The sequence below is a fragment of the uncultured Algibacter sp. genome, assembly GCF_947495925.1.
Lineage (GTDB): Bacteria > Bacteroidota > Bacteroidia > Flavobacteriales > Flavobacteriaceae > Algibacter_E.
The window spans coordinates 387,476-408,742 of the sequence record NZ_CANMAU010000004.1 but is presented as its reverse complement, the minus strand read 5'-3'; the positions used below and the strand labels follow the sequence as shown (position 1 = coordinate 408,742).

Genomic DNA, 21,267 nt, shown 5'->3' with positions numbered 1-21,267 from the left:
GAAAAACGTTATCTTTTTAATAATAACCATCAAGATATAGATTACCACAGCTAAAAAGTATCGCAACTATTAAATTTATGAAAGACCTTTTTGGACAAGCTTTATTAGATTATCAAAATGGAAATTACACCGAGGATATCATTACAGAAACTAATATTTCTGATAAAGATAGCTTACCACTCCCCTACCTTTTTCGAAAGTTTGAAGAGATGCCTAAACTGGAGCAAAAAGCACTTAGTTTATGCAAAGGAGCTGTTCTAGATGTAGGTTGTGGCAGTGGAAGCCATAGCTTATATCTGCAAAAAAAAGGGCTTAAAATTAAAGGTATTGACATTTCGCCAGGTGCAATAGACGTATGTACAAAGCGAGGTGTTAAAAATGCTAAAACCATATCACTTTTAGAGGAATCAGAAACGTTTGACTCCATCCTGTTACTTATGAACGGTACAGGGATTTTTCAAGAATTAAGTCAAGTATCAAAATACTTAACCCATTTAAAAAGCTTACTTAAACTCAATGGTCAAATTTTAATTGATTCTTCAGATATTAAATATATGTATGAAGATGAAGACGGAGGCTACTGGATGGACATGAACGCAAATTACTATGGGGAATTGGACTATTTCTTGTCTTATAAAGGTATAAAAGAAACCCCTATGAAATGGCTTTATTTAGACTTTGAAACGCTTAAATTGGCATGTGAAACAATTGGGCTAACCTGCGAATTGGTTTTAGAAGGGGAGCATTTCGATTATTTGGCGAGATTGAGTTAAGGTTCTCATTCCTGCGGAAGCATTTATCTTATAAACTAGAATTTATTGCTACTTTAAAATGTAAGTCAAAATCCAGATCTATAATGTCCGATTATTTTATAATCAAACAAACAATCTTCTAAAACTTGTCCAGCACCAATATTATGAACGATCATATATCGTTTTCCATCAGCCGATCTCTTATTTACCACAATCCCAATATGTGTCATCGCTCCTCCTAAATTCCAACAAACCACATCACCCGGTTTATAGTCATTGGGGCTTGTGGTAATTGGCTCTTCAGTGTTCTGACGTTTAAAATATGTCATTAAGTTAGGCACACGCATATGATCTATATTTTTATCTGTTCTTTTTAATCCCCAAATTTTCGGATATAAATTAAAATTTATTTTCATGTCCTCATGAACCTCCTTTTGCAAATCGATACCCATTTTTCTGTAAGCACGAATCACAACATCTGTGCAAACTCCTTTATCTTTTGGCACATCACCATTTGGGTAATCCACTGAAAAGTAACTTGGATCATAAGTTACTTTTTGCCTTGTTAATTCTAATGCCGCATCTGAAAGCGATAAGGTCTCGGTAACATTTTGCGCCTTTCCGCAAACGAAAGAAGAAAGAAAAAGAATTAAAAAAAGATTTTTCATAAAAACAACTCATCCCATGGTTAAATATGATAATCAGATTCCCACCTTCACGAGCATGATAAAATACCATATTTAGAAATCAAACTTATAGGTCGCCCCCGCTAAAAACTGAATACCTTGAACTGGATAATTCACCCATTTCTGATACTGCTGATTTGCGATATTGTTAACTTTCGCAAAAAAAGAAAACTCATCATTAATGTGGTAGCCTACATGAGCATTAACATCAAAAAAACTATCTAAAGTAACGGTTCTCATCAGGTCTGCAGGCACCAAAGTTTCTTCTAAAGCCACTTGATCTTTTCGTTCTCCAACAAAAAATAAATTAGCCCCCGTAAACCAATGCTTGTCAATTTGGTAATCGAAAAACACCGATGCATTCATATCAGGTAAATTCCAAGCTTCAGCTTCTCCATCGGTTTCATAAACAAAATACTCTCCTTTTAAACCAAGTTTAAAGTTCCTATTTACATCAACCTTTAGTTCACCCGAAATACCAAAAGTTTCAATATCATCATAGGTAATTCCGAAAGAATTCCCATATTCATAAGTATTTTCAGCCGTTATATTCTTAATTATGTTCGATTTAAAAAGAGCCTTATTTTTGTCTGCTATATAACTCCCACTTACATTATAACTCATAGTGCTAGACACCTTGCCTTTTAAACCTACAAATACATTATAAACTTGGTCTGTAGGCGTAATAAATAAGGTAGGCGAAACAAACGGATTTTCATTTGCAAATCCGTGATAAGAGTTTTGAATCAAACCTCCTGTAACACCACCATAAGCAATTAAAACATCATCTACCACTCTATAAGTAGCGCTCACGTTTGGGTAGATAAAGAATTTACTCTTACCAAATTCAATATCATTCAAATAGAATAACGATACTCCTACATTTACTGTTAAATCATCCTCTCTTAACTGAAAGGTTGGCGATAATCCAATCTGAAAATTACTATAGTTTAATTCTGAACTGCTAAAGTAATTTCTATCGAACCCACCTCCCAAATAATCAATTTTAAAACCAGTTGAAATTTCAATATCATTAATAGGAACATCTACTTTAGCTCTGGCTATAAATCTGTTTTCTCCAGAACCTTGATTATCAGAAAAATGACGAAAAAACACACTGCCAGAATTTATATAGGTATCCTCAAAAGTAAGTTCTCCGCCTACATAAGCATCAAAATAAGAATGACCAACATCTAAGCTATTTATAAGATCAGAATCTTCTTTGAAGATATCGCTTATTCCATACCAATTATAATGCTGAAATTGAACTCCGCCATCAATATTCCAGGTTAAATCACGTTGTTTAGAGGTATAATTAACTTCCAGTTTAGAATTAATAAAATCGTCATCTAAAACAACCTCATCAATCCCCCCTCCTGATGAATGATGACTCACATAACCGCCAATATTCTCATATCTGTTAAGTGCATGATTCAAATACACTTCGCCTAAAATAGTATTATAAGTCCCTAAGCCCAATGAGGCATAATTATCATATAGTTTAACTGGTGACTTTTTTTCAACTACAGCAGCCTTTCCTTTTGCAGGTGTAAACGTAGAAGCAACCGGAAACGAGAAAATATTATAATCTATTTCTTTTTTAGTTTCGGTAGTTTCATCTTCAATGTTTGGAACTTCCTTCACCTTAAACGCATCTGATATTGTTGGGGTATAAGGTTTCACAACATCAATGACACCAGTTGTTAAAGTGTCGTTTTTTTTGTCCTGAGAAAAGCCTTTACTTAACCCAAATAACGTAATTATTACAACAAATATTTTTATGTGCTTTCGCATATGATTTTTTAATTTTTATGATTGATGATACTAATCTTCTGATTGAATTGAAGAATTTGTTTGCGATTCCTTTTTCTTAATAATTCTTAGCTCTTCATTAGCTTCTGATATGACATCTTCAAATTCTGAAAAATTTTGAATAACACTTTCTAAAATATAAGTGGCCTGAAAGGCATCATCTAAAGCGTAAAAATTCTTTGCCATAAGCACTAAACCTTTAGCGCTATAGTACTTATAACCTGAAAAATCCTTTGCCAACTTTTGAACAGAAACGTTAGACGCTTCATAACTGCTTGCTTTATTCTTAAAGTAAGCATTGTAGTAGAGCGCTTCTGCAGCTACCTCACCAATAGCAACTTTTTCTACATCTTTATAAGCAGATTCCGCTTTCCCTTCATCTCCTGTTTTAATTGCAGAACGTGCTATAATGATATAGGCATCACTCTTAATTTTATTATCAATATTTGAACTTGACAATACCTTTTCAGCATAAGAAACAGCAGATTCGTAGTGCTTTAATTGGTAATTCGCATTCATTAGATTGGATTGAGCAAATACCACATTATGTTGAAAACTAGCCTCATCTTCTAACCTTTTCAATAAAGGAATTGCTTGTTCCCAGCTTTTTACCTCAAGATGATATTGCGATAGCTTTGTTAAAGCTTCTTCTGTAAATTCACTCTGATTAGCTTCAACTACATATTTATAATGCGGTGATGCATTACCTGCTAAGTCTTTTTTAGAATACAATTGTGCAACATAAAAATGGGCCTTTAAGCTATGTAGTCCATTCGGAAATTCATTAAGGTAGTCATTAAACTCTCTAATAGCCTTATCCACATTATTATCTAAATATTGTTTCTCGGCCGATTCATACGTGGCATTATCTAATTCTACATCTGTAACTTCAACATAATCTAACGTTTTCACCCAAGCAGCATATTGATTTACCTCACCAAGATCAATATAAATTAACCGTGCAGTTGATACTGCTTGAACTGCTTCAGGAGTGGCCGGGTAATCATTAGCAACTTTTTTAAATTTTATTAAAGCTTGACTATTTTCACCATTGTTGTAATAAACTAATCCTTGGCGCAATAAACCCTTTGGTACGAAAGAGCTCATCTTGTATTCACTACTCAATTGATCGTAGGCTCTCATCGCCTTTTCTGTTTTATTTGCTTTTACATACGAATTTCCAAGCTCATATATAGCATCATCTCTTAACTTAGACTTTGGATAATCATTAATAAAGCTCTCCAACTCTCTTATCTTTAGAGACGACTTCCCAAGATACCCAATACTTAATGCTTTTTGAAATGCCGGGTAATCCGGTTCAATTTTGTTCAACTTAATAGCCTTTTCGTAGGCATTTATTGCTTCTTGATATTCACTAGAAACAAAACTTGCATCACCTAACCGTAAATAGGCATCGTTTAATCTTACTCTATCTTCAACTCCACTAGAAATAAACTCTTTAAAATGTTCTGATGCTTGTATATAATTTTTAAGTTTAAAATAAGTATAGGCAATATGATAATTGATATTTTCGTTCTCGATATTAGATGTAGATCCTGACTGTTGAACAAATTGCTTAAACCCTAACAGAGCATCATCATAACTTGACAGATTATAATCTGATTCAGCCTTCCAAAACGTTGCCCGAGCAGTATAAACAGGATCGATTGATTCTTTAATTGAAGCATCAAATAGAGATTCGGCTTCTATATAATTTCCTTCATTGTAAAGTTCTAATCCTCTATAAAAAGTCACTTTTTGATACGCCGCCTTGTTTTCAAAACTCTTCTTCCCTTTTAATAAATTTAATGCCTCTTTGTAATTTTTTGATGTTATATAAGAATCAATTAAAAGTGTTTCAATCTCTTCCTTATAACTCGTTTTAGGATACTTTTCTAAATACTCTGCTAAGACTTGTGGAGCTGGTTGATATGGGTTTCCTATCTCATAACTAATTTTAGCATAGTTTAACCAAGCATCTTCTTGAATTTTTAAATCATAATTCATTTGAGATGCATTTCGAAAGGCATTTAGCGCTTCTTGTTTTTTATCAAGATTAATATAACTTTCCCCTAAATGATAATAGGCGTTTTGGGCAATGGCATTTTTACCATCTACTATTTTGTTAAATTCTGAAATTGCATTTTCATAATCTTTCTGCATATAATATGCATAGCCCAGTTGGTAAAAATCAGTATTACTCCATTTTCTATTTTTCCCTTCATAAGCTTTTAGATAAGGAATAGCCTCTGAATATTGACCTAAATTAAAATAGCTTTCTCCAATTATTTTTGATAATTCGGAAGTTTCATTGGCATCACTAGAATCCAACTTACCTTTGGCTAAGGTAATCGCCTTTTCAAACTTTCCGAGTTTGAAATTTAAATCGGCTTGGTAATACGACATTTTCTCTTGATACCTTTCCTTATCTTCTACTTGCTCAAAATATTTGTTCGCTTTATCATAATCATCACCTTGATAAGCCATAAACCCAATATAATATTTAGCTTGTGAGCCATACTCCTGTGAGTTTTCAATGCGACTTAAATATTTCTTCGCATCTTTATAATCCTTTGTTAAAAACGCCGTATAACCATTATTGAAGTAATACTTAGCCAATTCAGAACTGCTCAAAGCATTTTCATCAACTTTATCATACCACTTTCGTGCATAAGCATACTTTGAGTTTTCAAAGTAATAATCGGCAACATCTACGTAAGCAGTATTTCGTTTTGTACTCGTAGGATACTCTTCAACAAAACCTTCAACCAACTGATCTGCATTGAGTTGATTTAGCCTTACTGCACAATTGGCAATATAATAGGCACAGTCTGAACGCAAAACGGACTCCTTAGTTGTTTTTTTAACATCTTGAAATAAAGATTGTGCTGCCTGAAATTGTTGATTATTATATAGAGAAAGTGCCTTCTGATATTCTACTAAATTACTCGTATAAACTGCAGATTGCTGAGCAATAATTTGAAAACTAAAAGTTACAGCCACCAGGAGTGTAACAATACATTTTTTAGTCATTAAAAGTTTGGTTTTAATTTAAATCAAAGATAATTTAATCTAAATCTTATAACGTAATAATCATGCCATAATTATAAACCGAGTTATTAAATGTTGTTTTATGAAGAGAAATAAACTAAAGTTTTAAGCGTTAGCTTTTAAGGTTTAACTTTTAAGTAATACTTTTACAACACATTAAAAATCTCTTTTCGTATTCATGTCAAATTCAGTTCTACAATTACAAGAAGCTTCTATCTATCAAGGCAATAATTTGGTACTTTCAAATGTTAATGTGGAAGTCAACAAAGGAGATTTCGTATATCTTATTGGTAAAACGGGTACAGGTAAAAGTAGTTTTATGAAAACCCTTTATGGTGATTTACCTCTTACTGAAGGTGAGGGACATATTGTAGATTTCAATTTAAAAACATTAAAAGAAAAAGACATTCCTTTTTTAAGGCGTAAATTAGGTGTTGTTTTTCAAGATTTTAAACTCCTTATTGATAGAACCGTAAATGATAATCTTCTCTTTGTTTTAAAAGCAACTGGCTGGAAAGACAAAAGCGAAATGAACACGCGTATTGAAGCCGTATTGAGTAAAGTTGGCATGAAATCAAAAGGGTTTAAATATCCTCATGAACTTTCTGGTGGAGAACAGCAGCGTATTGCAATAGCCAGAGCACTACTAAACGATCCAGAACTTATACTCGCAGACGAACCCACAGGAAATCTTGACCCTCAAACTAGTGTAGAAGTTATGGAGGTACTTCAAGAAATTAATAAAAATGGTAACACCATATTGATGGCTACCCATGATTATGCGCTGCTACTTAAATACCCAAGTAAGACTCTGAAGTGTGATGATAATGCTGTATATGAAGTGGTTCAAAGGAAGAGTTAGTTATGATCTCAATTCTAATACCCACTTTTAATTATAATATTTCAGCGCTTGTTTGTGAGGTTCATAACCAGGCTTCTATAGCCAGTATTGATTTTGAAATAATTTGTTTTGAAGATGGTTCCGAAAAGTTAGTAGATAAAAACAGATCATGCATTGATAAATTATCCAATTCTTCGCTTTTAATTTCCAATACAAATATTGGAAGGACAAATGCTAGACAAAGACTTGCGCAGGAAGCGAAATATGACTTTCTCTTGTTTTTAGACTCTGATGTATTTCCAAAAAAAACTAAATTTATAGAAAATTATTTTAGTCAATTACGAAAAGGGAATGATGTAACTTATGGAGGAATAGCATATTCTAGTAATATCCCAAATCAGGATTTTATGTTAAGATGGAAATATGGAAGAACATTTGAAGAAGTAGGTGCTAATAAAAGAAACTTAAACCCCTATCAGGTTACCACGTCTGGAAATTTTTTAATTAAAAAATCAATTTTCTTATTAATTAATTCTAATTTAAAACATAAAAAATACGGTCTTGACAATTATTTTTCGGCTCTTTTAAAAAAGAATAATTTTAAGGTAATACACATTGACAATGAAGTTTTTCATCTAGGGTTAGACAAAAGTGCTTTTTTTTTACAAAAAACAGAAGAGTCCATAGAAACGTTAATTTGGATGCTCAAAAAAAAACATGATCTATCATCCAAAAACAAGTTAATGAAATACTATAACATGCTTAAAAAGTATAGATTAAATATTTTACTATCTATTATTTTCCAATCTACTTCTCCTTTTTTAAAAAAAAACTTACTTGGATCAAATCCAAATATGTTTCTATTCCAATTTTATAAAATCGGATATATGTGCCGCAAAAATCAAAAATAGCTTATGATAAGTCAAGAGCCATTTTTCTCAGTAATAATTCCTCTTTATAATAAAGAAAATTATATTGAAACTACTATAAATAGTATTTTAAAACAGTCATTTAAAAGCTTTGAAATTATAATTATTAATGACGGTTCCACCGATAAAAGTTTAGAAATTGCAGAAATAACTCTTGCTGATTTTAGTAATTACTCCATTGTAAGTCAAAAAAACAAAGGCTTATCTGCAGCCCGAAACAGAGGTATTTCATCTGCTAAAGGAAAGTTAATCGCGTTAATTGATGCAGATGACAAATGGCACAATTTATTTCTAGAAACTATTTATAATTTATATTTAAGTTTCCCTAACGCATCATTCTATGGAACCGATTATTTGGAGAAATACAGCATTAATAATGTTCTAGAGACAAAAAAGAATATTAGTTTCCAATTAAAAAACAAAAATTTCCTGATTGAAGATTTTTTTACCGCCAATATGTTTCAACCTATTATTTGTCAAAGTAGTATGGCCTTTAAACGCAAAGCAGTAGTACAATCTCCCTATAATGAAGCTATAAATTATGCTGAAGATGTCGAATTTTATCTGAGCAATCTCGTTAATAATAAACTAGCATATCACTATGCCCCAAAAGCAATAATATCCTATAACATTCCTGACCAAATTACTAAGATTGGAATAAAAAACAAAACGCTTCCTAACTTAGATTTTTATCAAAGAGCTAATCTCGAAAATAAATCCTTATTAAGATATATAGATTTTAAGAGATATATGTATGCCATTGCTTATAAACTTGATGGGGACAAGAAAAACTTTAATAGATTAGTAGAAAATCTAAATCATTCTAATTTATCATTTAAACAGCGTATTTTACTAAACAGTCCTTTGTTTGGGTTAAAATTATTAAAATCTATAAAAAAAATATTTCTTAAATATAATATTAGATTAACATCTTTTAAAAGTTAAAACTCGCTCTATTCAAAAAGCGGTTTCCAATATTTTATTATTTCATTTTCGCTAAATAAATCCATCGACTGCTTTGCGTTTTTAAGCATCGAATTATATAAAATATCATCATTCATCAATAAATCAATACTCTCCTTTAATTCAGTAAAATCTTGGTCTTTAACCAGAATTCCATTTTTTTTGTGAGATATTAAGTCAGAAGGCCCTGATTTACAATCAAACGAAATCACAGGTGTACCTAAAGTAAGAGATTCTAAAATAACCAACGGCATACCTTCAAATTTACTGCATAGCACCAAAAACTTACATTTTTTAATGTATTCATAAGGGTTAGAAACAAAGCCTAAGAGAAACACCTTAGATTCCAAATCATTTGACTTAATTATAGATTCTATCTCCTCCTTATCTGGGCCATCTCCTAAAATAACAAGGGGAATTCCCTCTTTAAAAGCTTTAGTTTTTTTATAACACAAAATAAGTTTATCAAATTGCTTAACTTCAATATTCAACCTGCCAATTGCCAAAATCGCATTATTTACAATATCATTTGGCGGTTGCTCTGAAGTTAGTAACAATTTTTCATTAACAAAGTTTGGCGTATACTTTACATTTTCAAAATTATGATATTCTTTAAGTCTTTTTACAATATCGTTCGATACTCCAACTATTGCCCGGGCCTTACTATAAATTTTCTTAAAAAGAAAACTCTTTGGAATATGGTAAGCAATATTATAATGCTGAACACTAAATATCATTTTATTTAAATCAAACACAAAAAGATGTAATATTGATTCCATTACAAATCTATTGCGCATTCTAAAATCAACATAGTAATCTGCATCAATAAGTTTATAGTATTTTCTAAAAAATATTACTTTCTTTATTTGTTTTAACATTTTTACTTTAGGCTCATTTTTTCCAAGATTATATAAAGTTCCGGTATAAACATAAGTAATTTCATCTCTCACAGATATAATTGAAACCTTATAGTTTTCATTTTCCAAAAGAAAAGAAAATGAAGCTGCTACTTTTTCAGCACCACCTCCACAAAGACAATCTAAAATAATACATATATGTTTTTTACTCATCATTGAAAAAGGTTTCGTAGTCTTGGTTTTCTAAAATTATTCTCTTTCTTTCAGCAAAGTGTTTACTAAAAATACTTCTGCGCTTATCTAAAAATGTACTCTCTATTCCAGATATATGAACAATACTATGCCATAAGTCATCTGTCATGTATTTTCTGTTTCCAACAAACTCATAATCATCTGGAAATTGAAAACCTTTCCCATAATACATTATAAAGGGTACTTTAAATGTGTTTTTAGTTGGTCTATCCTCAAGGTGTCCATAAAAGTCATCATCTTGAAAAACCTCTTCTCCATGATCAGAAAAATACATCAAATAATTATTAGTGTTTTCAGTCTTTAGTTTTTCGAATACGGAATTAATTATATAATCAGTATATCTAACGGCATTATCATACTGATTAATTTTTTGATAGACTGCTCGCCTTCTAAAAGGGGTTTTGGGTATATCTTGAAAAAAATCAAACTGTTTTGGGTATCGGTTTTCATAGGAAAAATGCTCGCCTATTAAATGTAAGAAAATCACTTTGTTTGGGTATTGATCCTTTAAGGCTTCATCTACTTTATATAATAACTCTCCATCATGCTTTAAGTTATTCATAACAACTTCTTTAGAATTAAAATATCTAATTCCTGCTTGATTTGATATTCTTGCTAAAGCACTACTAGGATTAAAAGTAGGACTATGATTTGATATCCAAAACGTTTTAAATCCGGCCTTATTGAACAATGTAGTAATAGGTAATGCTAAAACCTTTTTGGGATCTTCATAATTACCTAATGTCAAAGCCTTGCTTAAAGAATGAAATGTAGATGTATTCGGGCTAATAACGTCTTGATAAATAGACAAATCATCCCTTATTTCCTCAAATAGAGGTGTTGTTTCACGATAATAACCATACAACTGCATATGGGACGATGTAGCTGATTCTCCTATCACTACAATAAAAGTGTTATTTATACCAACATTTTTAATTTCTGCAACACCTGATGTTTTTTCTATTTGCGAATTAAATTCATCAATGTATTTAGAATCCTTATAGTTTAAGGCAAAAGAGCGCGATAATAAATACGGTAAATTATGTTCTATAAGCCCACTAAATTTAAGTCCTAATAACAAAACAACACATAACCCTATAATTTTATACAATCTGTAGCTATCAAAAATATATTTTATCCGAAATTTGTTTATACTAGTAACCAATAGGCGTAACCAGAATAATGGAAGAAAAAAAAGGAAGGTTACTACAAGAATCGAAAAACTAGAATATTCCTTTAAAAATTCAAAAACCTCTTCTGGATTAGTATTTATAAAAACGTAAAAAGATGAAGGCCCAAAATGGATTTTAAAAATCAAGTACATTACTGTTTCAAACCAAAACATACTTGCTACTAAAATAAGCGCACATTTAACTATAAAATTCCTGACCACCCCAATTTTCAATTGGCTGATAATAAAAACAACGAATATTGAAAAAATCAAATTTTCAAAAACATTCAAAAACCTATAAAACGAAAAGAAATGATATATTCCTTCTAGAAAATATTCTAGACATAACCAATATATAATAGTGAATAAAAAAAACTTATCTTTCAACCGATATCCTTTTTTTTGTTAATAAAGGTTTTCTAAAAACATATAACATTAAGATAAAGTAGCATAGGTAACTTACAGCATGACCTATTACTGCACCTTTCAGTTCAAATTTATTAATAAAATAGACACTAAAAAAATACACGCAACTAGCATAAAATAATTCACCAAACAAATACCATAACAGCATTCTTTTTGCCTGCATTTGGTATGCTATTACGAAAGACAAAACTTTAAACAGATCCCCTATTAATTGCCATAAAAACAGATCTTGAGCTGGAAGAAACTCCTGAGTCAATGTAATTCTAACAATCCAATATCTCAAAAAGTAGATCAAAACAAAACCCACAAAAACAAAGGGCAATATTGTTTTGTAAAACTCTAAAACCAAGTTTTTAAACCCCAAATCAGTATTGTTTTCAGATAATTTAGGCAATAAGTACAATGAAAAAAGACTTATTACAAACATTAAGTAGTACTGAGATATCTTGAGCATTGCCTCCCAATAACCAGCTTCTTTAAGTCCTATGTTTTCTATAATATAATTTTTCACAAGCACGTGTACAATTGGAATTGTCAAGGCGGTAAAAATTGCCATAATAACAAACGAACTTAACCCGTTTAAGTATTTTTTAGAAAAACTATATATTGAAATATTAGTAACGATGATTTTCACCTCTCTAACCCAAAACAAAGTAATCAGAATTAAAACTGAAGGCATAATTATTATTGCAATAATAGCTCCATTTAAATTATAAAAGTAGAGCAATACAACCACTGTTACTACGTTAACAATATAACCTATAGTATTAATAAGAATAATACTTTTATACTTTCCTAATCCATTTATAATGGATAAAATAAAAGTATTCAATGTATACAGTGGAATAACTAGAGCTAGTATCCTAAAGGCATAAATGTATTTATCTGTTGCAAAAACAAGATTACTGAAATACCCAGAAAAGAAGGCTAAAAAAGATGATACAATAATTGTGAAAGCTAAGACTAAAAAAAATGATGTTGATATAATCTGCTTTAGTGCCTTGCCATTATTCTTATTCTCAGCGGTATATTTAACAACTCCATTTTGTACTCCGCTCGAAGAAATCCCTTGACAAGTTAACAAGAAACTTCTTAAATTTCCTGTTAAGGCCATTCCTTGAGGAAGCAAAAAAAATGCTATCGCTTTTGATAAAATGAAACCAGAAATCAATCTAATAATTACACTCAGAGAATTAAAAGACGCTACTTTAAATAAACCGTTTTTCTTAAATAATTCTTTTAAAAGCAATGGTGTCCAATTTTAAAAATGCAATTTTGCGTTTAAAGCTACTATTTCTCCTCACTTTCTAAACCAAAAAGAGAGCTCCCAAAAATAAGAAGTAAAATACCAAAATACATTGTATAACTAACAAAGTGAGCTATTACAGCTCCTTCAATTCCATCATACAGGTTAATAAAGTAAATACTTGTTGTATACAAAGTAATTACTAAAAAGGCTTCTGTTAATATGTAGTGCCAGAACATTTTTTTTGCTAAAAACTGGTAAGCAATTACAATGGATAAAATCTTTACAAAATCCCCTAATAACTGCCACTGAAATAAATCTTCAACTGGGCTAAACTCTTCCGAAAAAACCACCAAAACAATATACTTTCTCATTAAGTATATTAACAAGAGTCCAATTACTAAAATAGGAAGAATCGTTTTATAAAAGCTAAACACTTCTTTTTTAAACGCTTTAACATCATTAATTTCAGAGAATCTTGGTAAAAGGTATAAGGCAATTAATGAACTAACAAGCATCAGGTAATACTTAGATATTCTAGTCATGCCTTCCCAAAAACCTGCATCCTTATAACCAATATGGTCTATAATATAAGATCTTATGGCAATCGCAACTAATGGTAATAAAACAGCAGTAAAAAAAGCCATTACAGAGTATGGAGCCATCTTTTTCAAGTAATCAGAATTGATATTATTAACCCTAATTGATGAAACCAAGCTCCGTCTATTTATAATCCCAACCAGAGTAATTAAGAAAATTAACGACTCTGCAATAACCACTGAGATTAATGCTCCATCAATCTTATTTTGATAAATTAAGAGCAGCGCGATAGAAACGCTTAAAACTTGTCCTATAATATTAATTATAATAAGAATCTTATACTTTGAAAAACCATTCATTATTGAAAATGAGAATATATTCAAAGCATAAAAAGGGAGAACTATTGCAAAAATTCTAATCACATAGGCATAGTCATTATAAGTTGGAAATATCAGGTCATTTATCCATTCTGCTTTAAAGTAACAGAAAAAGCAAACAACTACCGTTGAGACAAACGCAGCATAATAAACTGTTGACAACAATTTACTTAATTCTAAGGCATTCTCCTTAACTTCAGAAATATACTTAACTACTCCTTTGTAAAACCCTAGAGTAGCAATAGCTTGAAATGACCCAACAAAATTCCTTAAATTACCAACTAATGCCAGACCTTCTGCCCCAATAAAAATGGCTATAGCTTTTGATGTCAATAAACCACCTACGATTCTAGTTAATACCGAAGCTATTTGCAACGACGCTATTTTAACTAAAACTTTATTATTAATATAATCTATTAATTCTTTCAATTAATATATAGTTTCCTGATTAGTTTGAATCTATTTTTGAACCCTTTGCATCCGTTTTTAAACGCATAAAAGAACAAAATATTCTTTGCTTAAAAAAAGAAACAAATACAAAATCGTTTATTAGCACCTTATAAACTTTTTATATAATCCTTTATTTACAGCGTCACTCTGTTTATCTCAAATCAAATCTTCTTGATAACAAGATAATACAGGTTAATACAAAAAATAACTGAATTTGTTAAAACAATTGGAATTGAAACAGGATTTAGCAACACCCCGTAAAACACGAATAGTAAACATCCAATGGAGTTTACTATTCTTAATCTTAACATAGATTTCATTAAAAATGAAATCAAAACGGTGGCCATGGCTAAATACCCAACCCACTCGGTTTGTGAAACTCCGAAGAATTCCATGTCTTATATCGATTTGTTTCGCTTTCGCTCTACTTCTGTTAAATAAATCTTTCTTAAACGTAAATGATTTGGTGTCACTTCAACATACTCATCCTTTTGAATGTATTCTAAAGCCTCCTCTAAGGAGAATTTGATAGCAGGAACAATTTTAGCCTTATCATCTGCACCTGAAGAACGTACATTACTTAATTTCTTAGTTTTAGTAACATTAACAGTCATATCATCACCACGAGAGTTTTCTCCGATAACCTGACCTTCATAAATATCTTCACCTGGATCAACAAAAAACTTACCTCTGTCTTGTAATTTATCAATAGAATATGGAATTGCTTGTCCTTTTTCCATGGACACTAATGACCCGTTTTGTCGTTCAGGAATACCGCCTTTTAATGGTTGATATTCTTTAAATCGGTGTGCCATAATAGCTTCACCCGCGGTAGCCGTTAGTAATTGATTCCGTAACCCAATGATTCCACGAGATGGCACAATAAATTCGCAAACCATACGGTCTCCTTTTGCTTCCATGCTCAACATTTCTCCCTTACGCAATGTTACCATTTCGATAGCTTTACCCGAAACTTCTTCAGGTAAATCAATAGTCATTTCCTCAACAGGCTCACATTTAACACCATCAACTTGCTTAATGATTACTTGTGGTTGTCCTATTTGAAGTTCATAACCTTCACGACGCATGGTTTCAATTAAAACTGATAAGTGTAAAACACCACGCCCGAAAACCATAAATTTATCAGCACTATCTGTTTCTTCAACACGAAGTGCTAGGTTTTTTTCTAATTCTTTAGTCAAGCGATCTTTAATATGACGAGATGTTACAAACTTTCCATCTTTACCAAAGAAAGGCGAGTCATTAATTGTAAACAACATACTCATTGTAGGCTCGTCTATGGCTATAGTTTTCAAACCTTCTGGGTTTTCCCAATCTGCAACAGTATCTCCAATTTCAAAACCTTCTAATCCAACTATTGCACAAATATCACCAGCTTGAACGGCTTCTACTTTTTTACGGCCTAAACCTTCAAAAGTGTGTAATTCTTTAATTTTAGACTTTACTATACTTCCATCTCTTTTTACTAAAGAAATATTTTGACCAACTTTTAATTCTCCTCTGGTCAAACGTCCTATTGCAATTCTACCTGTAAAAGAAGAAAAATCTAAGGATGTAATTAACATTTGAGTCGTTCCTTCTTCTATTTTTGGTTCAGGAATATGGTTTATAACCATATCCAATAATGGCTCAATATTTTCTGTTTCTTTTTGCCAATCATCACTCATCCAATTGTTTTTGGCAGAACCGTAAACCGTTGGGAAATCTAATTGCCACTCTTCAGCACCTAATTCAAACATCAGATCAAATACCTTCTCATGAACCTCATCTGGTGTACAATTCTCTTTATCTACTTTGTTCACTACAACGCAAGGTTTTAAACCAAGGTCAATTGCTTTTTGTAAGACAAAACGGGTTTGCGGCATAGGTCCCTCAAAGGCATCTACTAGTAATAAAACGCCATCTGCCATATTTAATACACGCTCTACTTCTCCTCCAAAATCGGCGTGACCAGGTGTATCAATAATATTTATTTTTGTATCCTTATAAAGGACAGAAACATTCTTTGAGGTAATAGTTATACCTCTTTCACGTTCCAAATCATTATTATCAAGAATTAAATCTCCTGTATTTTCGTTTTCACGAAATAATTGACAGTGATACATTATTTTATCAACCAAAGTAGTTTTACCATGATCTACGTGTGCAATAATCGCAATGTTTTTAATATTAGCCATAATAGTGCCTTATTTTAAGCGTGCAAAGGTACTTATAAATAATGGATATATTGTATAATTATATCTTTTTGCAAAACTCCTTCATTTAAAATATAATCAAACCTACTAAAACAAACATAAAATTCTAACTAACAGAAATTTACACATTGCTAATAAACATTAAAAGCATCACTATTAATCATTAAAAGTACTATGGTTTAAAATTTCATAATTGTATATTTGCAACCAAAATTACAGAGACACTAAATATGGATCTTCAAAAAATTCCAAAACTAAAACATACAAATTCAGATAACTTCTTTTTACTATGCGGACCATGTGCCATTGAAGGCGAAGATATGGCGCTTCGAATTGCAGAAAAGGTAGTTAATATAACTAATAAGCTAGAAATTCCTTATATATTTAAAGGGAGTTTCAAAAAGGCTAACCGCAGTAGAATTGATAGTTTTACTGGTATTGGAGATGAAAAAGCGTTGAAGATTTTAAAGAAAGTTTCTGAAACTTTTGATGTGCCTACGGTAACTGATGTCCATGAAATTTCAGATGTGCAATTAGCGGCTCAATATGTTGATGTTTTACAAATACCTGCTTTTTTAGTGCGTCAAACAGATTTAGTTGTTGCTGCCGCCCAAACAGGTAAAGTTGTTAACTTGAAAAAAGGACAGTTTATGAGTCCTGAAGCTATGAAACACGCCGTTCAAAAGGTAAAAGATGCTGGCAATGATAAAGCATGGATTACTGATAGAGGCACTATGTTTGGTTACCAAGATATGATTGTTGACTTTAGAGGTATTCCTACCATGCGGCAATATGCACCAACAGTACTTGACGTGACACATTCTTTACAACAACCTAATCAATCAGCAGGTGTAACGGGAGGAAGACCTGATATGATTGAGACCATTGCCAGAGCTGGCGTGGTAAATAATGTAGATGGTCTGTTTATTGAAACGCACTTTGACCCAGCTAATGCTAAAAGTGATGGTGCGAACATGCTACATTTAAACAACTTAGAATCTCTTTTATCTAACTTAGTAAATATTAGAAAGGTAATAAACACCCTTTAATTTCATATATCCTTTCAGTACATGATAATAAAACCTATTATTAGGATCGTTTTTTTATTGCTCTCATTTAATATTTTTGCGCAAGACACACTACCAAAATACACATCATCTAACAAAGGTAAATTCTTTATTAGTTGGGGAGGCAATAGAGAATCATTCTCTAATTCTGATATTAGCTTTAAAGGAGAAAATTATGATTTTACGATAAGCGACGTTTCTGCAGCGGATAAACCAAAAGGTTGGCATATTGATTATATTAATCCCACAAGAATTACAGTACCACAGACAAATTTTAAAATAGGTTATTTTATTTCTGATAACTACCGAGTTTCACTGGGGTTAGACCATATGAAATATGTTATGAATAATAACAGAACAAGAACGATTAATGGTCTTATTAACTTACCAGAAACCGAACCAGGATCTATTTATAATGGAACCTATAATAAAGAAACATTTTTTGTTTCAGAAGACTTTTTACAATTCGAACATACTGATGGTTTAAATTATATTCATGTTGAATTTTCAAGATTTGATGATATATCTAAAATTTTTAATATCCAAAACACAGATAAATTTCAGATTAATTTAACCGAAGGACTGGCTAGTGGAATTTTATACCCTAAAACAAATTCAAAACTTCTACAGAAAGATAGATACGACCAGTTTCATTTAGCAGGGTATGGTATTTCTGCGCACGCAGGACTTAATTTAACCTTCTTCAAACATTTCTTTGTTCAGTTAGATTTAAAAGGAGGTTTTATTGACATGAATGATATTAGAACTACGAACAACCCAGTGGATAGTGCTTCTCAGCATTTCTTTTACTTGCAGCGTGTTATATCTTTTGGAGGTGTTTTTCGAATTTAAATAAACCAAGCCCTTTTACTTTTACTTAGTTGATTAGACGCAGCATGCAGTAACTTTATGAAATTTTCATGATCTAAATCTTCTATCGATTTAAGCTGAATAGACCTTACTTGCTTCCTTTTATTATCATTTTTTAAAACTGGAAATTCTTTTTCAAGTAAAATCCCTTGCACAAAGGCAACATCAACATAATCTTTCCCTTTTAATATATTTAAATAAATCATAGGTTTCTTCCCAAAATTATAGAAAGGAATTCTATAACTATATCGTTCTTCCACCTCTGGTAGAACCCTTAAAATAACACTCCTTACATATAACATGATGGACTGATATGGTTCCTTTTGATTAAAAAAATATTCGTCTACTGGTTTCATTACTCTTAGAATTAAAACATTAAAAGTAGTAATTAAAAGGAGTAAATTCATTTTATTTATTAGTCGTTTTTTTAAAAAATATGACAAAAATTATTTACCTTTATGTATCGACAAACAACAACCAAAATGACTGATATTACAAAAAAAAGAGGACTGTTCTTTTGCTCTTTATTCTTAATAACCTTGATTTTCTCTACTAAAAGTTTGGCTCAAAGTTATGAAACTAAAGAAGGAGACTCCATTAATCCCAGAGTTTATGTAACTGCTGGATATTATTTCCCATCCATCAACACGTCACTTAGAATTGATGGAAGACTTGGTTTAGGGACAGAAATAGGCCTTGAAGACTTAGGTTTAGAAGAAGACAAAAGTGTTTTTAAATTGGGAGGTGTTGTTCGAGTTTCACCAAAATCTCAATTAGCAATTTCATATACAAGTATTAACAGGAATGCAAGTGCAACTCTTGAAAGAGATATAACTATTGGCGAGACCACTTTCGAAGCAGGCTCTGGTTTAAGTTTTAAATTTAATGTAGATTACTATGCATTAACATGGAGATATTCTTTTTTTAATGAAAAAAACTGGAATGCTGGCCTTTCATTAGGAGCTAGAGCAGTGTCTATAAATACTGGTTTTAACGCGCGAGTTAACAGTAGGTTCTTAGATGAAAATACATCGGTAACAGCACCTGCGATACTTTTTGGTGTGCATGGTAGTGCTTATTTAACCCCTAAGCTCTTGGCAAGATACTCCTTAGAATACTTTTACCTAAGTGTTAATGGTATAGACATAAACGTAGTGGAATCTAACGCGTCTGTCGAGTACTTTTTCTTTAAAAAATTTGGCCTTGGTCTTGCCTATTCCACAAATGACTACTTAGTTAGAGACGTGCCGTTAGGAGAGGACTTTAATGGTAAGATTGACTTTAATTTTGGCGGGTTCAATTTATTTTTATCAGGAAGGTTTTAGCCTAATCATCCCTGTAATTAGCATAATTACTTGTTTTATATAACATAAGACCTTACAAAGAGTAAACAGCACATATTCAAGTTTATTCAAAAATATGATGACAGATTGAAATTATTTTATTTACTTTGTAATTCAAAGTACTTTTATATGGAATCAAAAGATTATCTAAAAGACATTAGTGACATAAAAAATATGATGAATAAATCATCCCGTTTTATTTCACTAAGTGGTTTATCGGGAATTTTAGCAGGAGTCTATGCCATAATCGGAGCTGCAATTGCTTACTGGCTAGTTACAACTTCTGAAAGAGGTTATTTAATTTTAGACGGCACAATATTTAGAATTTGTGTGTTTATATTATTAATGGTAGCCCTTTGTAGTGTAGTCACCGGAATAATTCTAACAACAAAAAAAGCCAAAAAACAAGGTGCAAAAATTTGGGATGCCACGTCAAGAAGATTAGTTTTTAATTTTTTAATTCCTTTAGTTGCTGGCGGCCTTTATATTTTAATTATTCTTGGCCAAGGAAAGTATGGACATACTGGGGGGTTAATGCTCATATTTTACGGATTAGCACTAGTAAACGCCTCAAAATATAGCATTGGAGATATCAAGTATTTAGGTTTTATTCAAATAATTTTAGGTTTAATTGCTGGGACATTTCCAGGATACGGATTTTGGTTATGGGTTTTAGGTTTCGGAATTATGCATATTTTTTATGGTACTTGGATGCATTTTAAGTATGATAAATAAAGTTCCTTAAGCCTTTAGCAATATTCAAAAAATGAAAATTTTTAAACAAATATTATTCTATATACTTTTTATTGCAATAGACTTAGCCCTATGGATTATCATTGGTTTAGTTCTTTTAAATTACGAAGGATTTTATGATGAATCTAAAGGAGAATACTTTAGCCTAAAAAGCATGACAACCATCGAGAAAATTGCATATTTTTCTTATTACATTTGGATTATCTCGAATATTACTTTGATTATATACATTGCCAATGGTTTAATAAAAAAATACATATTAAAATAAATTCCCGCCTTCACTGGAATGACAAAAAATGAGCATCATAACCAACATAAATAAAGCATTCGACCACCGCATTAGATTAGGCATCATGTCTATTCTAATGGTAAATGAGTATGCCGATTTTAATATGCTAAAAGACCTTTTAGGAGCTACAGACGGTAATTTGGCAAGCCATACCAAAGCCCTTGAAAAAGCAGAATATATAAAAGTAGAAAAGCAATTTATAGGGCGCAAACCTAATACCCGGTACTCTACTACTGCATTGGGAAAAGCAGAATTTAAAAAACATATTGAAGCCCTTGAAAAATTAATAAATAAACAATAACCTCTTGCCTTTGCGGGAATACAAATAGAAACAAATTTTTTTATCAATTTACTTTGTAATTCAAAGTACTTTAAA

General features: G+C 31.4%; 18 protein-coding genes. 9 read left to right on the top strand and 9 right to left on the bottom strand.

The genetic code is table 11. The features are described 5' to 3' along the window. The first annotated feature begins 77 nt into the window (after positions 1-77). Positions 78-773, top strand: coding sequence for a bifunctional 2-polyprenyl-6-hydroxyphenol methylase/3-demethylubiquinol 3-O-methyltransferase UbiG (locus tag Q0857_RS10930; protein WP_298535017.1), 696 nt, complete (start codon positions 78-80; stop codon positions 771-773). 65 nt (positions 774-838) lie between these two features. Here the strand turns inward: Q0857_RS10930 and Q0857_RS10925 are convergent, their stop codons facing one another. The 3 genes from Q0857_RS10925 to Q0857_RS10915 all read right to left on the bottom strand — a co-directional run bounded on the left by Q0857_RS10925 (position 839) and on the right by Q0857_RS10915 (position 6,283). Next, positions 839-1,420, bottom strand: a complete 582-nt coding sequence (locus Q0857_RS10925) for a DUF1287 domain-containing protein (protein ID WP_298535015.1) — start codon at positions 1,418-1,420, stop codon at positions 839-841. A gap of 72 nt (positions 1,421-1,492) precedes the next feature. After that, complete coding sequence (locus Q0857_RS10920; RefSeq protein WP_298535012.1) at positions 1,493-3,232, bottom strand: TonB-dependent receptor; 1,740 nt, start codon at positions 3,230-3,232, stop codon at positions 1,493-1,495. Positions 3,233-3,262: 30 nt separating this feature from the next. Further along, positions 3,263-6,283, bottom strand: coding sequence for a tetratricopeptide repeat protein (locus Q0857_RS10915; protein ID WP_298535010.1), 3,021 nt, complete (start codon positions 6,281-6,283; stop codon positions 3,263-3,265). A gap of 196 nt (positions 6,284-6,479) precedes the next feature. On the opposite strand from Q0857_RS10915, the gene Q0857_RS10910 reads away from it, so the two are divergent. From Q0857_RS10910 to Q0857_RS10900, 3 genes are read left to right on the top strand one after another with little or no spacing between them, the layout of a single operon-like run. Further along, a complete protein-coding gene (locus Q0857_RS10910) occupies positions 6,480-7,163 on the top strand; it encodes a cell division ATP-binding protein FtsE (RefSeq protein ID WP_298535008.1) in 684 nt (227 codons plus the stop codon). A gap of 2 nt (positions 7,164-7,165) precedes the next feature. After that, complete coding sequence (locus Q0857_RS10905) at positions 7,166-8,053, top strand: glycosyltransferase (RefSeq protein WP_298535006.1); 888 nt, start codon at positions 7,166-7,168, stop codon at positions 8,051-8,053. Positions 8,054-8,056: 3 nt separating this feature from the next. Beyond that, entirely contained in the window at positions 8,057-9,016 is a 960-nt protein-coding gene (locus Q0857_RS10900; protein WP_298535002.1) for a glycosyltransferase family 2 protein, read from the top strand. Positions 9,017-9,024: 8 nt separating this feature from the next. Here Q0857_RS10900 and Q0857_RS10895 read toward each other — a convergent pair whose 3' ends face one another. The 5 genes from Q0857_RS10895 to typA all read right to left on the bottom strand — a co-directional run bounded on the left by Q0857_RS10895 (position 9,025) and on the right by typA (position 16,551). Further along, positions 9,025-10,107 carry a glycosyltransferase gene (locus Q0857_RS10895; protein WP_298535001.1) on the bottom strand — a complete coding sequence of 361 codons (1,083 nt, stop codon included), beginning with the start codon at positions 10,105-10,107 and terminating at the stop codon, positions 9,025-9,027. Then, the gene (locus Q0857_RS10890; protein WP_298534997.1) at positions 10,097-11,461 is read right to left on the bottom strand and encodes a phosphoethanolamine transferase; all 1,365 of its coding nucleotides are present in this window, start codon (positions 11,459-11,461) and stop codon (positions 10,097-10,099) included. The genes Q0857_RS10895 and Q0857_RS10890 overlap by 11 nt, the downstream gene beginning before the upstream one ends. Before the next feature lie 229 nt (positions 11,462-11,690). After that, on the bottom strand, positions 11,691-12,989 hold the full coding sequence (locus Q0857_RS10885) for an O-antigen translocase (RefSeq protein WP_298534995.1): 1,299 nt from the start codon (positions 12,987-12,989) through the stop codon (positions 11,691-11,693). Positions 12,990-13,030: 41 nt separating this feature from the next. Continuing rightward, a complete protein-coding gene (locus tag Q0857_RS10880; protein ID WP_298534992.1) occupies positions 13,031-14,332 on the bottom strand; it encodes an O-antigen translocase in 1,302 nt (433 codons plus the stop codon). Between the two features lie 419 nt (positions 14,333-14,751). Next, positions 14,752-16,551, bottom strand: coding sequence for a translational GTPase TypA (typA, locus tag Q0857_RS10870; RefSeq protein ID WP_298534987.1), 1,800 nt, complete (start codon positions 16,549-16,551; stop codon positions 14,752-14,754). 248 nt (positions 16,552-16,799) lie between these two features. Here typA and kdsA point away from each other — a divergent pair, with 248 nt between their 5' ends. After that, the gene (kdsA, locus tag Q0857_RS10865; protein ID WP_298534983.1) at positions 16,800-17,618 is read left to right on the top strand and encodes a 3-deoxy-8-phosphooctulonate synthase; all 819 of its coding nucleotides are present in this window, start codon (positions 16,800-16,802) and stop codon (positions 17,616-17,618) included. A 21-nt stretch (positions 17,619-17,639) separates the two neighbouring features. Further along, entirely contained in the window at positions 17,640-18,488 is an 849-nt protein-coding gene (locus Q0857_RS10860) for a hypothetical protein (protein WP_298534981.1), read from the top strand. On the opposite strand, the gene Q0857_RS10855 is transcribed toward Q0857_RS10860, so the two are convergent. Next, positions 18,485-18,913 (bottom strand): DUF1801 domain-containing protein, encoded by a 429-nt coding sequence (locus tag Q0857_RS10855; RefSeq protein WP_298534980.1) that lies wholly within the window; start codon positions 18,911-18,913, stop codon positions 18,485-18,487. The two genes, Q0857_RS10860 and Q0857_RS10855, sit on opposite strands and share 4 nt — an antisense overlap. A 75-nt stretch (positions 18,914-18,988) precedes the next feature. Here Q0857_RS10855 and Q0857_RS10850 point away from each other — a divergent pair, with 75 nt between their 5' ends. From Q0857_RS10850 to Q0857_RS10840, 3 genes are all read left to right on the top strand, one after another. After that, positions 18,989-19,831: a hypothetical protein gene (locus Q0857_RS10850; protein ID WP_298534978.1), complete on the top strand. Its 843-nt coding sequence runs from the start codon at positions 18,989-18,991 to the stop codon at positions 19,829-19,831. A 147-nt stretch (positions 19,832-19,978) separates the two neighbouring features. Then, entirely contained in the window at positions 19,979-20,584 is a 606-nt protein-coding gene (locus tag Q0857_RS10845) for a hypothetical protein (protein WP_298534976.1), read from the top strand. A gap of 314 nt (positions 20,585-20,898) precedes the next feature. After that, positions 20,899-21,192: a transcriptional regulator gene (locus tag Q0857_RS10840; protein ID WP_298534974.1), complete on the top strand. Its 294-nt coding sequence runs from the start codon at positions 20,899-20,901 to the stop codon at positions 21,190-21,192. The last annotated feature ends 75 nt before the right edge of the window (positions 21,193-21,267 follow it).